We start from the raw sequence: 16,263 nt of genomic DNA, 5'->3' as shown, positions 1-16,263 counted from the left end.
CTTTCAATCTAATATAGTCCTTCACCTTCATTTAACTTTTTCACAACGAAATTCACGACAACGAGCAATATGACATTAATAACAGAATTAAAGAGTCCAACAGCTGTTGAGTAAGCATAATCCCCAGCTTGTAATCCTACTTTATAAACATAGGTTGGAAGAATCTCAGATGCTGGTATATTCATCGATGTTTGCATTAAGTAAGCCTTCTCAAAACCAATCGCCATAATTCCTCCAGCGCCTAGAATGAAAATAATCGCCATTAGCGGTTTTAATGTTGGCAAATCAATATGAATGATTCGCTGTAAAATATTTGCACCATCAATTGTTGCTGCATTATGAAGCTCAGGATCAACATTTGCTAGTGCTGCCACATAAACAATGGATGACCAGCCTGCAGCCTGCCAAATGCCTGATAAAATATAAATGGATCTGAAATATTCCGGCTCTGACATGAACATAACGGGCTTTCCAGTCATAAATGAAATGATATGATTAATTGGTCCTGTAGGAGATAAGAAAATAAATAGCATCCCGACTATAACAACAACTGAAATAAAGTTTGGTGCATACAAGATCAATTGAACATTTTTCTTAATGGCATTTCTTCTAACTTGATTTAGCATCAAGGCTAAAATAATCGGAACTGGAAAACCAAGTAGTAACCCGTACAAGCTAAGCTTAAGAGTACTCATAAAAATAACTTCAAAATTTGGAGAGGTTAGAAAATCCTCAAAATGTTTAAAACCTACCCACTCGCTTCCTAAAATTCCTTTAATCGTACTAAAATCTTTAAAGGCAATGATCGCCCCGTACATTGGAACATACTTAAAAATAATCGTAAGAATAACAGCAGGAGCAATAAGTAAGTAAAGAAAATAATTCTTTTTGATATACTCAATATTGCTTTTAAGTTTTGTGTTTTTCACAGCTTGAACTGGTAGTTGGGTATCACTCTTCACATTTGTTAAATCTTGCAATCTATTAACCCCCTTTAGAAAATAAAATGACTTTTTAACTAGTTGTAACCGGAATTGGTAAGCGATTTCAAACAATGCTATAAAAACAAATCACTTCAATATTTTGTTTTGTCATTCTTTTTTCTTATCTTTGTGACTTCAACTATACTAAATGGTTAAAAGGAATTATTTTAATATCTTTGGATCTTGATATATAAAATTTTTGGATTTCTTACAAAATTGAGTAGGGTAAGCTTTTTCAAGGCTACCCCCTCATCATAGAGCCACAAGGTCGTTCCCCTTCCGTTCGATGATTGTTTAGTCAATCACCTACTTCCGTACTATGAGAACGTCTGACTTCTCTATCCACAAGGCTCACTTCGGATTATCCTTATAAAGCCTTGCCCTTATGGTGAGATAGAGACCTCACGGGGTTATCGTACTTTCCTTCTGTACATACCCAGCACCATCACCGATTAAGCTACGACAGATCGGCTGATTTCTCTGACCTGCCATTACAATTATTGTAGACTTCCCATTATTTGCGGATGGTCGCCAACTTATCCTGCCGCCGTGCTTCACACTTATTGCATTTGGGTCTGCACATCCGACTACGGTTCTCTCGATTAACCGCATCTCCATCAGACACAATCTCACGACCATGCCATAGATTAGTCTTCACTAGTTGTATCAGTACCCTAGTGGAAGGACTTTCACCTTCGAGAAAATGAGTCCTCTAGGATTTGGAAGCAGTTGTTATCGAAATAACCTACTCCAACCTTTAACAACTCATCCAGTGCAGATATCTGCACAAGGTACGACTGCCCGTCGCACACAAAAAGAGGTTGTCCAAAGACAACCTCACTCATTACTTTTAACATCTTGTAAACTCTTATTTATTTTTTCAACTGCTTCATTTGCAGATGATTCTACATCCTTTCCACCTATACCGACATCTTCAAATAGATCTTTTATAGCATCACTGATTACAGGATACACTGGAGTAACCGGTCGATTTTTCGAATAGTTTTGGGCTTGTTGAACAAAAATGTTTTTCGGATAATTATTAAGTTCCGGAAATTCAGCAGCTACCGAATATCTAGCAGGCAAATCTCCTGTCATTTCTACATATTTCATTGACCCCTCAAAGCTTGTTATATATTTAATAAATTCCCATGCTTCCTGAGGGTGCTTGGATTTTGTTGAAATCCCTAGAGCCCATCCTCCATTTGGTGTAACTTGATACGCTTCTTTCGGTAATGGTGCAACTCCAAAATCTTCTCCTAACTTAAATTCCGGAAAATTCTTTTCAAAATCAGCTAAAGTCCAAGACCCCATTACAGACATAGCAAGATGTCCTGAGACAAATGGATCGGGAGGCAGTTCAACAGCAGCCACTTTATGTGTATGATAAAGATCTTGATAAAATTGTAATGCATCTAAAGCTTGATCAGAATTCAAATATCCGTCTGCTGTATTTGACTCCAGGTTTAACACATCTGAACCAAATTGCCACAATAGTGGGAGCTTAAAATAAGCTGGAGATTCCCCATCGTTAAATCCTTGTGCAGGATCTATTCCAAAGACCTCATTAGTTGGATCATTGAGTTTTTTAGCAATTTCCAGCACCTTTGCCCATGTCAATGGTTTATGCGGATTTTGTGAAGGTAATGGAATGCCGGCTTGCTTGAACAAATGAATATTATAAAATAATGCGACTCCAGATTCTACTACCGGTGATAAATAGATTTCCCCGTTATACTCTAAACCTTCCAGGGTTGAAGGGGGAATATCATCAATATTACCTTCAGATTTCATCCATTGGTCGATAGACAATAGCGAACCGGAATGTGCATAAAGAGCAAGGTTTGGACTATCTATTGACATAATATCCGGAGGACTGCCTGCAGCAATTTCAGTTCGTAACCTTAACTCATAATCTCCATAAGGGACTGACACCATATTGATTTCTATGTGAGGATGTTCCTTCTCAAATAATGTAATTAGCTTCTTATAAGCATCATTCTCTGATTTTGTTCCATAATTTCTCCAAAACTGAAGTTGAATTTTTTCCTGTCTCTCCTCTTGGATCATATTTTGATCTTTAGTGTAAGTAAGAAAAAGAGAAAAGAGGTATCCGGCAATCGCTATTATGAAAAGAATAAAACAAATAATGACAACTCTTTTTTTCATAACATAGCATTTCCTTCCTAAGCAATTATTTAGTGATCTCTTTCCGAAATTCTGCAGGTGTTTTTCCAACATATTTTTTAAAAACTGTGCTAAAATAACCAGAATTTGAGAAACCAACTAAATATGCAACGTCAATAATTTTCAGCTGTCTGTCTAATAAAAATTCTTTAGCTTTCTCCATTCTCACCTGTATTAAATAGTCACTGAAGTTTTGTCCGATATGGTGTTTAAATAACTCAGATAAATACGCACTATTTATATGAAATTGCTCTGACAACGACGTTAATGAAATTTCGTTGGCATAATGCTTATTTATATACTCGCGAACATTTTCAACAATTTCAAATCCGTTTGAAGAACACCTTGCATCTCGAATTTTCTTTATAACGAGCTCTGCCAGCTTACATAGCTGATCGATCACAGTATGTTGTGTGTTTAATTGCCAAATACTTTGTTGGCAATTCCAAATAAGTTGGTGGCGTTCATTTGTGTCGAGATTATATTTAGTAGCTAAAGAGCTTAATAAAAACAGTACCCTGCTGGCTGCAAATGAAAATGACATCATCGATTGATTGTTTGTTTCACCTAGAATTCCTTTCATATTATCTTTAAAGTCATGTATACTGACATTTTCTATTGAGTTTACCAACCTCTTTTCTACATCAAGTGAAAACTCATACAATTCTTGATTCATTGTTCCGTCTATTACCTGGGAATGTGTGCCGAGTTTGCTCTGACTCCAAGAAAGCAGAGCCGATATATAGCCTGATTTAAATTCTTTCAGTCCTGTTACAATCTTTCCAATTCCCACAACCGTCTCTATCTTTAAGTACTTTTTTACATATTTTTGAACACTATCAACAATCAAAGTTGTTTGTTGACCTTTATCACAATCTACACGATGGATAAAGTGAAGCATATTTGAGTAATTTGCATCATAAAAACAGTATGTGTTGTCGTATTTCCGGGCAATTTCCTTGCATAGCATCTTAAATGGAAGCCATAGCTCTTTTAGCAGGTGAGGATCTTTTGTTCTCATTTCGATTGTGAAAAACTGGACATTTACATCTTTACTAGTAAATTCATTTAACTGTAGTTGCTGTAGCCGTTCAAGTGTACCTTTTAGCTCAGAAGATTCCTCTTTAGCTAAATGAAGGAGATATTGTTGTTTCATTTCTTCTAACTGATTATGAACGAATTTGTTCATTTTCTCTTTTTCAAGCTTTTTTCTCTTTTCTTCCTCTACCTCACTTCGAATTCTGTATAGAGCATGGATCAATTCATCTGGTGCAACTGGCTTTAATAAATAATCCTTAACACCTTCGACAAGTGAGGATCTTACGTACTCAAAATCTGAATAACCTGATAAAACAACAACTTTTACATGTGGAAATTCACGATTTGCTCGTTTAGCAAATTCAATCCCATCCATGATCGGCATTCTCATATCTGTGATGACAATATCAACATCGATTGAATATAAAAGATCAAGAGTTTCTTTACCATTGGAAGCTTCTCCAACAATCTGAAAACCTTCTTCTTCCCAATCTACTTTCATCTTCAGCCCTTTACGAATTTGTATTTCATCATCAGTAATCACTACCTTCATCATGTATAGCCCCCTCAGTTACTTTTATCCCATTCTTAACGAGCAGTAAAACTCCTCTACCCTACTTCAGGATTCGAGAGAAACAAGGAGCTGCCCGTAAAGATCCGACGAGCGATTGACGTCCAAGTCAGGCGAAGCCACAGGATGTGGCGTTCTAAGCGTGATAAGTTTCGCTAACCATCAGTGGGGGATGAAGTAAACTCCCACTGATGGAAGTCTCACTTTATCCCATTCTTAACGGGCAGTAAAACTCCTCCCCTTCTAGATTTGATAGAAGTAGAGAAGAAATAACTAGAGATAACTGCCCGTAAAGATCCGATAAGTTTCGCTAACCATCAGTGGGGGATGAAGTAAACCCCCACTGATGGAAGTCTCACTTTATACATAAGGTAATTTTCGTTCCGTGTCCTACTTCAGACTCTATGGAAAAAGAAAAGTCAGCTCCATAATATAAACTTAATCTCCCTAATACATTTTTAAGCCCGATACTATGACCATCACTATCTAAAGCAGAATCGGTTCCATCAATTTTCACAGAATGGCATATGTTCGCTATTTCTTCTTCTGACATTCCAATTCCTTTATCTTCTACGACAATAAATAATTGACCATTTTGCAGCATTGTTTTTATTTTAATTTCTGCTTCTTTATGGTGAATAAAACTATACTTGACTGCATTTTCAACTAGAGGCTGTATGATAAATTTAATAATGGAGATAGATTTCGTTTCTTCTGCCTCATCAATTTCACACACTAGTGCACCTTCATATCTTAATTTTAGTATTTCTATAAAACTTCGAATATAAGAAATTTCCTCACCTAATTTCACCACATCTGTTCGAGTGTTCAATGAGTATCTCATCATACGACCTAAATAAATACTTACATTCATGACTTCTTTCTTTTTTCCTTGAACAGCTAAGCCACCGATGACTTCAAGTGTATTATTTAAAAAATGAGGATTTATTTGTAACAATAATGCCTTGTATTCTGCATCCTTTCTACGAATGTTTGCTTCATACTCCGTTTCGATTAAATGATTTAATTGCTCAATCGTGTGATCAAAGACTTTTATCACATAACCAATTTCATGATGATGTGATTTTATGGAAGGCATTACCCGCTTTGCTCCATTGAAATCTCCACGTTCTACAAATTTCATTGCTTTTGTCAACTTCCCTAATGGACTTACAATATTAGAAGACAATAAATAAGAGGTTAGAATGGTCAACAGAAATATCAACGCACTTGTGATGAGTAAGTTTCTTTGAAGTTGATCGATTTTAGCAAATAACTCTGACTTCGTTATTTCACTTATTAAGATCCAATCACCGATTTTTTGTTTTTGAAAGAAAACAAGGTATTCCTCGTCATGATGGTTCACTTCGACTAAACCCTTTTCTATACCGCTTTTAATATTCTCAAGACTTTTTTTAAGACCTCCTTGGGGGTATGAACCTCTCCTGGTAAAACATTAATACCATCACCATCCAATAAGTAAACTCTGCCATTTTCACCAAGCTTAATTTTATTTAACGCCGTTTCTAGTAAAGAAGATGGAAAACTAACCTTTATAATCCCGGATAACTCCAGCATATTCATATCAAATAAAGGGATAAGATAGCCATTTAAGTTTGTTTCCCGCATTTCTTGATGGAGTTGAAAGGAGTCAATATGAGTATTCATCCACCTTTGATCATTCACTAAAAAATCTTGGTACCACTCTGTTTTCTGAAGGGAAGAATTATTTCCCCAAGTCCCGGTTCCGTCATTAAGAAATATAGAGATGGACATTTTATTTGAATTGTTTATCATCATGGATGATAACTGCATTTTAAGTTGGTTTTTGATCAATAGCTTTTGTGCATTAGTTGTTGTTTTATCCTCCTTTTCAGCCTTCAGCCAATCTTGTGTTGCCTGACCCACCAGCACTTGTTTGCCTAGATCTTCCGCCTGAGTTGTAATGGAATCAAGGTATAATGAATATTGATCCATCATTTCAATAGTTGAATCCTTTGTTTGCTGTTCTATGATTGAGGTAAACCAGGAAGGAATGATAATGGATAAAAGCAAGAATGGAATCGTTAACAGTAAAGTAAAGATTAAAAAAAGTCTATTCCTAAGCGAATAAAACATAGTTCCTCCTGAAATCTAACATTCTATTAACTAGTAATATACACCTTCCATTTTCAATTTTAAATAGCCAAAAGAGAATATTATATAAGGCAAAAACCTAAAATATATATTGCTGTCGTGATCATGTATATATGACACTTGTCATACTGTCCCTATGACACCTATGTCTACAACATTTTATTTCTTCTCTATATAATTAAGATACAAACGATGAAGGGAATTAAAAAGATGAGTAAAGAATTGCAAAGAAATTTAAGAAAGCAAGTTGCTCCTTATGAAAAATCCAATACAAAAGCTAGCATTTGGCAACTTATTACAACACTGGGCCCGTTTTTTATTCTTTGGACACTTGCGTATCAAAGTTTAACGATATCTTACCTCCTTACCTTTGCGTTTACGGTCATTGCAGGAGGATTCCTTGTACGGATATTCATTATTTTCCATGACTGTTGTCATTACTCATTCTTTAAAAATAGAACTGCTAACAAAGTGCTGGGAACGATTACTGGCATCTTAACATTATTTCCATATAGCCAGTGGCAGCATGATCACTCAATCCATCATGCAACAAGTGGTAACCTTGATAAACGAGGGACAGGTGATATATGGGTGCTAACAATCGATGAATATCTCGCTTCCTCAACTTGGCGGAAAATAGGCTATAGACTTTACCGTAATCCGTTTGTGATGTTTGGTCTTGGGCCAATTTATCAATTTTTAATTAAAAACCGCTTCAATAAAAAAGGTGCTAGAAAAAATGAACGCTTGAATACGTATTTAACAAATATTTCAGTAGTAGCTCTAATCGTACTCCTTTGCTGGGCACTTGGAACAGTACCGTTTCTTTTAGTACAAATCCCGATCTTTATGGTTTCAGGCTCGCTTGGTATATGGCTCTTTTATGTTCAACATACATTTGAAGATTCATATTATGAAGAAAATAATGGATGGGAATATGTATTAGCAGCTGTAGAAGGCAGCTCGTATTATAAGCTTCCAAAACTTTTACAATGGTTATCAGGCAATATCGGATATCACCATGTCCATCATTTAAGCCCGAGAGTACCAAATTATAAGCTTGAGGAAGTTCATAATCGTACAGAGCCATTACAAAACGTCCCTACCATCACGTTGGCTACCAGCTTACAATCTCTAAAATTCAAGTTATGGGATGCACATAACAAACGCTTTGTGGGCTTTAACGCATTAAGAAGCTACCAAAATAATTAACCTAAAGAGGATGACTCTTAGCGCATTACGATCCTAATTCATTTGGATAGTAAGATCTAAGTTGTCATCCTCTTAAAGCATGGTAAAAATGCATATGATAAAATATCACTAAAATCAATTTTTAAAGAAGGTTCAAAAAATGAAGAGAATTTTTCAAATAAGCAATGGTATTTCTCCATATATATGGGCTTTTTTAAGTATTTTACCTTTTTATTTCATTTTCCAATCATCTTCTACAGCTGAAATAATTACTGGTATTACTCTAACAATTATGTTTTTCATCACGTTTCGTTATGCTTTTCTCTCTAAGAGTTGGAGGGTCTATGCTTTCACACTCATTCTCATTGGGATTTCCTTTACATCTACGTACTTGTTTAATTATTTCTACTTTTCCTTTTATATTGCGTATTTTATTGGAAATATAAAGGACCGAGTTCACTTTTTGACGCTTTATATTATTCACTTAGTTGCAACAGCAGTAGCCATAAACTTTAGTATTATTTTACATGAGGAGTTACTATTAAAACAATTACCCTTTGTTCTGATTAGCTCCCTTAGTGTGATCTTCTTGCCTTTCAGTATTTACAATCGAAAGGTACGTGACAACCTTCAAGAAAAATTAGAGGATGCCAACAAACGAATTTCTGAATTAGTCATTTTAGAGGAGCGTCAAAGAATAGCTCGTGATCTTCACGATACATTAGGACAAAAACTGTCGATGATCGGACTAAAAAGTGATTTGGCTCGAAAAATTATCCATAAAGACCCTGAACAAGCAAAAAATGAGATGAAGGACATTCAACAAACGGCCCGGACAGCATTAAATGAGGTTAGAAATATGGTCTCACAAATGCGCGGGATTCGATTAAAAGAAGAAATGACGCATGTAAAACAAATTTTAAACGCTGCTCAAATTAAATTAGTTTGTGATGAGAATATATCGGTAACAAAAAATGTACCCCTACTAACAGAAAACATTTTAAGTATGTGCTTAAAGGAAGCTGTTACAAATGTTGTAAGACATAGTCAGGCATCGACTTGCTATATTTCATTAGAACAAACCCAAACTCAAATTATATTAAAAATAAGTGATGATGGAATTGGCAATACATCCACTGATTTTACCAAAGGAAATGGTTTAGCAGGGATGAGAGAACGTCTTGAATTTGTTAATGGCTACCTTAGCATTTTGACAGATAACGGTACAGCACTCTTCATAACCGTTCCACATGTCGTCAAACAAGCAGATTAGGAGGATACTTATGATTCGTATTATCATTGCTGAAGATCAACAAATGCTTTTAGGCGCCTTAGGTTCTTTACTTAATTTAGAGGAAGACATGGAAGTCGTAGGGAAAGCTGGTAATGGAAAAGAAGCACTCACTCTCGTTGAAGAATTTAATCCGGACATTTGTATTATGGATATTGAGATGCCGGGCATGACTGGTCTAGAGGCTGCAGAACATTTAAAGGAGAAAAACTGTAAAGTCATTATCCTTACAACGTTCTCCCGCTCCGGCTATTTTCAACGTGCATTAAAAGCAGGTGTGAAAGGGTATCTTTTAAAAGATAGCCCAAGCGAAGAATTAGCCAATTCAATCCGTAGTATCATGGCCGGAAAACGAATTTATGCTCCTGAGTTAATGGATGATCTATATAGCGAAGAAAACCCTCTAACAGAACGTGAAAAAGAGGTACTTGGCTTAGTCGCAGAAGGAATGAACACGAAAGAAATTGCAGATCAACTTAGCATTAAATCAGGCACTGTCCGGAACTATATTTCAACAATTTTAGAAAAGCTCAATGTAAAAAATAGAATCGAGGCTATTAGTCAGTCAAAGGAAAAAGGTTGGTTTAAATAAAAGATAAAGAGAGACTTCAGCTTATCGCTAGACTATACTCTAAGCAACAGGTAGAAAACAAAAAAACGCAGCGTTTATGGTTCAGACCATTCGCTGCGTTATATTAAGAAATCATTTAGTTTGATTGACTATTTGTTTCCCCTTTTAATAGGTTAAAATCTGTAACTGGCATCGTAATGATTTTCCCGCCAATCTGGATATGAACGGTATTATCAAAGATTGCTTTTACAATTCCTTTTAATGATATTGTTGAGTCAACAGTAATCGGATTTTTTATATTAGCTTCCATTCTATGACACACCTTTCTATTAAAATAGGTTTGTGTGAAACGAATATAAAGTGTTTCAACCAATGTTCGTTTTCAATTATCTATAAGTAAAAATGATTATATGCTTTATTATAAACCGCTAGAACCCAAAAGTCTCTTGAAATGACTCAAAAATAATCAACAAAAAGCTCCAATTTTCATCATATTAAAAGTCCCCAAAAATTAGGCTCATTTATTTGAAACGATATGATTATTCATTTCGTCTAATGTACTAAGTACGGCATCTTGAAAAGAACATGTAAATGGACCTCACTCTTCCAACTCATCCGTATATAGAATAAATATTGGGGGATCAAAATGAAAACAACGAAAGGCATTATAAAATTAGCAGCTTTAACATTAGGATTAACTGGAATTTGGGGTATTTCCAATGTAGAGGCTTCGACACAATATACGATAAAAAAAGGTGACACACTTTATCGTATTGCAGGTAAAAACGAGTTGACAGTATCGCAATTAAAACAAATGAACAACCTCTCTTCTTCACTCATTTATCCTGGTAACACATTAACCATCCCAACTACGATTACCATTAATAAAGGTGATACACTCTACAGTTTTGCAAAAAAATATAACACTACTGTACAACAATTAAAATTCCTTAATCAACTTTCTTCAAATACACTTTATGCAGGAGATAAGCTCATCATTCCTACAACCGTTACAGTAAAAAAAGGTGATACCTTATACAGTATTGCAACCAATTATGGTTTGACAGTGAAAGAATTAAAAACCATCAACTATTTAACCTCTGATTTGATTAAAGTCGGTCAAATTCTAAATGTCGCTCAAGCAGGGACAACATCCTTCACACCAACGAATTACCATGCATCTGAAATCATGATCAGTGCTTCTCCTAAAGAAGGATACAGCTTTGATGCTGAGGAACCTAGACGGTTTATAATAAGTTATGACAAAAATGGTGAATATTTTTCCAGAATTGAAGTGTTGGATGCAAATGCTACTATTAATGAGATAAAGGAAAACTCAAGGGCATACTTAAAGGACTATAAGATAACCGAATATCCAACCAAGACAAGTTCACACCCCTTCTATCAAGATGCTGAATTTTTCCTGCACGGAACAACAAGTAAAACCCAAGTGAATATTGTTATGAAAAAAGTAAATGGTGTTTGGATGCGTATGACGATTCATTATTTAAACAAAGAGGAGTCAGAAGGGATCACTCCAAAAATGATTGAAGCATTACAAACAATTAAGGTCAAATGACCTTGAAATCGTAACAAAACTGTAACATTTAAACAATTGACGATAACAGTTAAATACTTTATGATTAACTTAATTAAATAAGTCGTTCTCCTAAAGGGGAGTAGCTTTTACAACAAAGTCGTCATTACAGAGTGAATCACTCTCGGCTTCGTTGGCAACCTTAACGTTGTTAGCAAGACCTTTACTATATTTGGTAAAGGTCTTTTATGTTTTCTAAACCTTTACCATGACGGTAAAGGTTTTTCTTTTATACCTATAGGATAACGAATAAAGGAGATCACTATATTGGTAAAAAAACGATCAATGGACGAATTAATTAAGAAAAACAAAGAAGAGCTTCTTAATGATAAAGATCAACTAGATGAAATTGAAAAACGCCTTGAACAAAAATATGTTAAACAAAGCGAATATATTGGAGGAGATAAATGATGTTACTGAGGAAATATATGTCCCTTTTAGGTGTTGGTTCAGCTGTGATTGACCTCATTCTACCAAAAGACACATATAAACGCGGTGATTTAATTAAAGGTTTTTTTCACCTTAAAGGTGGAACAATTGAGCAACAATTAAAAAGGATTGATAGTGATCTTGTTTTAATTGATAGAAATACAGATATAGAGAAAGTCATTGATACAGCTACGATCTTATCATCAAAGCTTATCAATCCTGAAGAAGATAGCAAGGTATCTTTCACCTTTAAATTACCAGAAGATATCCCTGCTTCAACAGATAGTATTTCATATCGATTTAAAACTCGGCTTACTTTTAATGAAGGGGTTGAAAGTAAAGACCAGGATATCATTCAGGTCATATAAGATCACTTTATAGGGATAGTGCTATTAACAATTTTCGAAACAAAGCTTGTTGCCTCACTTACATTAGAGGTGAAAAATCCCCCCAGATTCTATCAAAGACTTGTTACTACATCCCAAGCTTATCGTTCAAACCATAAAGGGGTGATTAATATTGATGAAACGATTAAAGAGACTTAAGTTTATCATTACTTTTTGGAGATTCCTTCCGTTTTTAAAAGAGTTCTTCTTCTCCAAACAAGTAGAATCTCACAAAAAGTTATTGGGAACTTTACTCATTCTCACATATGCTTTCTTCCCATTTGATTTAATTCCTGACTATATTACAATTTTAGGAATTGTGGATGATGTTGTAATTGCGACATTTGTGCTGGATTGGATGATTAAGTTGGCTCCGGAGTCATTGAAAGAGAAATATAAACTCTAGTAAGTTATAAAAAAAACGTCCTTCATACCACTATGAAGGACGTTTCTGTTTATTCTCTCTCCCCTTTTGTCCGTCATCTCTGGTATGAAGAACATTCCTGCCTTCCTTCTCTTCCCCTTTGTCTGTCATCACTCATCTAAAAAACCAGTCTGTTCTGGCAGAGATTATTACTTAATAAAAAGCCACATTCCAAGTTTATTGAAATGTGGCTCAAACATATATTATTATTTACTAAATGCTTCTGTTAAGACAGGAACAATTTGCTTTTTACGTGATACAACACCTTGTAATGTCGCTTGATTATTATCTAACGATACATTAAATGCCTGCTCTACTTTTCCTGCTTGTTGACCGACTGCAACAGCAACTGAATCATTTGTTAAAATGTCCGTTACAACAAATAAGAATAGGTCTAAGCCTTTTTCAGAAACAACATTGTTAAGCGCAGCTTCAATATCTGCTTTATTTGCAAGAACGTCGTTTGTATCAACAGCATTTACTTGTGCAATTTCGACTTTGCTAGAACCCATTTGGAATTCTTTTGCATCTAATGAGATTAATTGCTCAACTGATTTATCACTTAAATCAGCACCGGCTTTTAACATGTCTAAGCCGTAAGCATTTGCATCAACACCAGCTATTTCAGCTAATTCTTTAGCTGCATCGATGTCTTCTTGAGTGCATGTTGGAGATTTGAATAATAAAGAATCAGAAATAATCGCTGAAAGCATTAATCCTGCTGTTTCTTTTTCAATTTCTACACCATGTTCTTTGTAAAGCTTATTTAAAATTGTTGCAGTACAACCAACTGGTTCAGCACGATAGTACAAAGGATCACTTGTTTCAAAGTTTGCAATGCGGTGATGATCAATTACTTCAAGAACACGAACATCATCGATATCGTCAGCACTCTGTTGACGCTCATTATGGTCAACTAAAATAACTTCGCTTGCTTCTCCGGCTACTTTTTCTACTAAACGTGGAGCATCTTTTTTGAAGAAATCAAGTGCGTATTGAGTTTCACCACTTACTTCCCCTAAACGTACAGGTTCAGCGTTTTGTCCGATTTTATTTTTTAACTCAGCGTATGCAATCGCAGAACAGATTGTATCTGTATCAGGATTTTTGTGACCAAAAACAAGTACTTTTTCCATAATTAACTCCTTTACACATTGAAATATACTCTATCATATCATAACTACTATGGTTTAATTAACTAGGATTTGTGAAAAAATTGTATTAATCTCTTTTAAAATGGATGGAAACCCATTCATTTGTTTGTGATTTTTCTTCAATAGAGAAGCCACCTTTAGCAAATACATTGATTAAGTCATCAAGATGCCATTCCACAAGACCAGATATAAAAAAGTCGTCACTATTTTTAAGAAGATTATGTCTTTCAATAATACTTATCGTTTCATTTGCACCGATATTAATCAAGATTAAATCATAGTTTTCATTAATCTCATAATCTCCTGTGATTAAATCCGCTTGAACAACCTGAAGATCATTTGTTAAGTCATTTAGCTCCGCATTATGGTAAAGTTCACGTCCAACCTCCTCATAATCAACTGCCACAACTTTTTCTGCTCCTTTTAAAGATGCAGCAATTACAAGCATACCAGAGCCTGTACCAAGATCAAGAACGGATTTACCCGTAAGATCCTTATTAAGAATCATACGTAAACAGCCTTGTGTTGTTTCATGTAGACCTGTACCAAATGCCGCAAGTGGATCAAATTTCAATACATGCTTGTCATCGTATTCCTGTTCTGAGCTAGGATACTTTATGATCCATTCATTTCCTAAATCAATGTCCTCAAAATCATAGGATTGCTCCCAATTTGTTTCATCGTATGTTTTATATGTAATGTCATCTCTAGAAATAGAAAGAGTTGCTTCCAATAAAGGGTAGTATGCATCTGGTAGATGGTCTACTTCTTGATCACTTGCATAAATTTTCAGTTCAACAAGCTGATCTTCTTTTTCCTCATACCCATAGCCATTTTGTACCTTAATAATTTCAATAGGTGATTCATAGTAAAGATTGTAAATACCGGCAGCATTAAGCAGATCAGTGACTTCATTAATCTCGTTAAAAGGTACATTTATTGAAAATTCGTGTAACATGTATCGATTCCTCTCTTCATGTAGTGCTTCACTACAAATTGTCCATACACAGTTTAATATACAATGAAAGAGGATAGCAAATTTTATTTTTTCTTGTACTTAGTTTACTGTAAGTTAAAAAGCTGGAATCTCTCAAAAATGAAGTAAAATCTTTTAACTTTCCGGACAAATCTATCCACTTTATTCAAATCCATCATTCGACAATTTCTGTGTAAGAATCAAAAAAACCTAGCATTAAGCTAGGCCTGGTTATCTTTATTTTTGGCTGTTTTCTCAAACATTGTTGCTTTGTAATAAGTGTAGAGGTTGTTGATTTGAGCTCCAGGCTGCTCGCTTTCCGTGGGGTGGGCGGTGAGCATCCTCAACGCTTTGCGTCTCCGGGGTCTCACCTGTCCCACAGCTCCCACAGGAGTCTCGCATATCCGTTCAAATCAACCCTATTTAGTTTTTTTAAGTAATTATGAAAAACAACAACCTTTTAGAAAAGAGCCTTATTTTTCAACGTCCACATAGTCTCTCCATCTATGTTTTGGCTGCCAATTTAATAGCTTCTTTGCCTTTTCATTTGAAAACAAAGTTTCATACCCCTGTAATGGTCTTCTAATTTCTGCAGCAGGATAAATGGTTTCCATTAACTGATGACTTTCGATATTAACGCTCGTTTCATCTGCAGCAATATTAAGAGCTACTGAACCTAGCCCTTCTGTTTCAATCGCTAGTCGGAAAGCGGTTGCTGCATCCCTTGCATCAATATAACTCCACATAATCACCTTTCGTTGTTCAGGATCATGAATAAAACTTGGAAAGTTGTTATACATATGAGGAGCAATAATATTACCAAGTCTCATTGAAACAACTTGGAGACCTGTTCTTCGATGAATCATATCTGCTGTTTGTTCATTTACAATTTTGGATAACCCATAGCTATCTTCCGGTAATTGTGGATGCTCTTCATCAAGTGGTACATATTGTGGTGAAAGCTCCTTTAGCGGAAACACCAAACCATATGAGGACTCACTTGAAGCAATGACCGCTTTTTTGACTCCCAATGTTCCAGCTGCTTCCAACACATTATAAGTTGACATCACATTGTTTTTAAATGTTACTTCATTAGGATGTGAGTATGCGACCGGAATGGCTGCTAAATGAACAACAGCATCCGCTCCAGCTAATACCCCATACACTTCTCCTAAATTTTGCAAATCTACTAAGACCGTTTTACATATAGGTTCTTGTGGATATGTTCTATCTGCATTTACGACTTCATATCCATTATCAAGAAATTCCTTTATAACGGATGATCCTAGTAATCCGCTCCCACCTGTTACAACAACTTTTTTCATTCGT

Annotated in this window: 17 protein-coding genes; 7 read left to right on the top strand and 10 right to left on the bottom strand. The window is 35.3% G+C overall.

What is annotated here, in order from left to right; translation table 11 throughout:
- Positions 1-8 precede the first annotated feature (8 nt).
- The 6 genes from AC0L8O_RS03000 to AC0L8O_RS02975 form a co-directional block, all read right to left on the bottom strand.
- Positions 9-929 carry an ABC transporter permease gene (locus AC0L8O_RS03000; RefSeq protein WP_226530064.1) on the bottom strand — a complete coding sequence of 307 codons (921 nt, stop codon included), beginning with the start codon at positions 927-929 and terminating at the stop codon, positions 9-11.
- Positions 930-1,385: 456 nt separating this feature from the next.
- On the bottom strand, positions 1,386-1,601 hold the full coding sequence (locus AC0L8O_RS02995; protein WP_473446540.1) for a hypothetical protein: 216 nt from the start codon (positions 1,599-1,601) through the stop codon (positions 1,386-1,388).
- Positions 1,602-1,820: 219 nt separating this feature from the next.
- Positions 1,821-3,152, bottom strand: coding sequence for an ABC transporter substrate-binding protein (locus tag AC0L8O_RS02990; RefSeq protein ID WP_473446539.1), 1,332 nt, complete (start codon positions 3,150-3,152; stop codon positions 1,821-1,823).
- 25 nt (positions 3,153-3,177) lie between these two features.
- On the bottom strand, positions 3,178-4,764 hold the full coding sequence (locus AC0L8O_RS02985) for a response regulator transcription factor (protein ID WP_473446538.1): 1,587 nt from the start codon (positions 4,762-4,764) through the stop codon (positions 3,178-3,180).
- A gap of 370 nt (positions 4,765-5,134) precedes the next feature.
- Positions 5,135-6,145, bottom strand: coding sequence for a sensor histidine kinase (locus tag AC0L8O_RS02980; RefSeq protein ID WP_473446537.1), 1,011 nt, complete (start codon positions 6,143-6,145; stop codon positions 5,135-5,137).
- Between the two features lie 17 nt (positions 6,146-6,162).
- On the bottom strand, positions 6,163-6,897 hold the full coding sequence (locus AC0L8O_RS02975; RefSeq protein ID WP_473446536.1) for a cache domain-containing protein: 735 nt from the start codon (positions 6,895-6,897) through the stop codon (positions 6,163-6,165).
- A gap of 228 nt (positions 6,898-7,125) precedes the next feature.
- Here AC0L8O_RS02975 and desA point away from each other — a divergent pair, with 228 nt between their 5' ends.
- The 3 genes from desA (at position 7,126) to AC0L8O_RS02960 (ending at position 9,989) form a co-directional block, all read left to right on the top strand.
- Positions 7,126-8,127, top strand: a complete 1,002-nt coding sequence (gene desA, locus AC0L8O_RS02970; RefSeq protein WP_473446535.1) for a Delta(5) desaturase DesA — start codon at positions 7,126-7,128, stop codon at positions 8,125-8,127.
- Positions 8,128-8,266: 139 nt separating this feature from the next.
- Positions 8,267-9,379 carry a sensor histidine kinase gene (locus AC0L8O_RS02965; RefSeq protein ID WP_473446534.1) on the top strand — a complete coding sequence of 371 codons (1,113 nt, stop codon included), beginning with the start codon at positions 8,267-8,269 and terminating at the stop codon, positions 9,377-9,379.
- Positions 9,380-9,389: 10 nt separating this feature from the next.
- A complete protein-coding gene (locus AC0L8O_RS02960; RefSeq protein WP_078432954.1) occupies positions 9,390-9,989 on the top strand; it encodes a response regulator transcription factor in 600 nt (199 codons plus the stop codon).
- 115 nt (positions 9,990-10,104) lie between these two features.
- On the opposite strand, the gene AC0L8O_RS02955 is transcribed toward AC0L8O_RS02960, so the two are convergent.
- Positions 10,105-10,278, bottom strand: coding sequence for a hypothetical protein (locus AC0L8O_RS02955; protein ID WP_198025672.1), 174 nt, complete (start codon positions 10,276-10,278; stop codon positions 10,105-10,107).
- Between the two features lie 336 nt (positions 10,279-10,614).
- Between AC0L8O_RS02955 and AC0L8O_RS02950 the strand changes: the two genes are divergently transcribed.
- The 4 genes from AC0L8O_RS02950 to AC0L8O_RS02935 all read left to right on the top strand — a co-directional run bounded on the left by AC0L8O_RS02950 (position 10,615) and on the right by AC0L8O_RS02935 (position 12,786).
- The gene (locus tag AC0L8O_RS02950; protein WP_473446532.1) at positions 10,615-11,547 is read left to right on the top strand and encodes a LysM peptidoglycan-binding domain-containing protein; all 933 of its coding nucleotides are present in this window, start codon (positions 10,615-10,617) and stop codon (positions 11,545-11,547) included.
- Positions 11,548-11,832: 285 nt separating this feature from the next.
- Complete coding sequence (locus AC0L8O_RS02945) at positions 11,833-11,976, top strand: FbpB family small basic protein (protein ID WP_473446531.1); 144 nt, start codon at positions 11,833-11,835, stop codon at positions 11,974-11,976.
- Entirely contained in the window at positions 11,973-12,362 is a 390-nt protein-coding gene (locus tag AC0L8O_RS02940; protein ID WP_473446530.1) for a sporulation protein, read from the top strand. The genes AC0L8O_RS02945 and AC0L8O_RS02940 overlap by 4 nt, the downstream gene beginning before the upstream one ends.
- Positions 12,363-12,516: 154 nt before the next feature.
- A complete protein-coding gene (locus AC0L8O_RS02935) occupies positions 12,517-12,786 on the top strand; it encodes a YkvA family protein (protein ID WP_473448626.1) in 270 nt (89 codons plus the stop codon).
- A gap of 224 nt (positions 12,787-13,010) precedes the next feature.
- On the opposite strand, the gene AC0L8O_RS02930 is transcribed toward AC0L8O_RS02935, so the two are convergent.
- From AC0L8O_RS02930 to AC0L8O_RS02920, 3 genes are all read right to left on the bottom strand, one after another.
- Positions 13,011-13,940 (bottom strand): manganese-dependent inorganic pyrophosphatase, encoded by a 930-nt coding sequence (locus tag AC0L8O_RS02930; RefSeq protein ID WP_473446529.1) that lies wholly within the window; start codon positions 13,938-13,940, stop codon positions 13,011-13,013.
- A gap of 85 nt (positions 13,941-14,025) precedes the next feature.
- On the bottom strand, positions 14,026-14,916 hold the full coding sequence (locus AC0L8O_RS02925; protein WP_473446528.1) for a 50S ribosomal protein L11 methyltransferase: 891 nt from the start codon (positions 14,914-14,916) through the stop codon (positions 14,026-14,028).
- A 491-nt stretch (positions 14,917-15,407) separates the two neighbouring features.
- Positions 15,408-16,259: an NAD-dependent epimerase/dehydratase family protein gene (locus tag AC0L8O_RS02920; protein ID WP_473446527.1), complete on the bottom strand. Its 852-nt coding sequence runs from the start codon at positions 16,257-16,259 to the stop codon at positions 15,408-15,410.
- Between the last annotated feature and the right edge of the window lie 4 nt (positions 16,260-16,263).

It is taken from the genome of Metabacillus sp. KJ11-3 (assembly GCF_055808295.1).
Note: the sequence above shows the minus strand (reverse complement) of the source record. Positions and strands in the feature narration are given on the sequence as shown.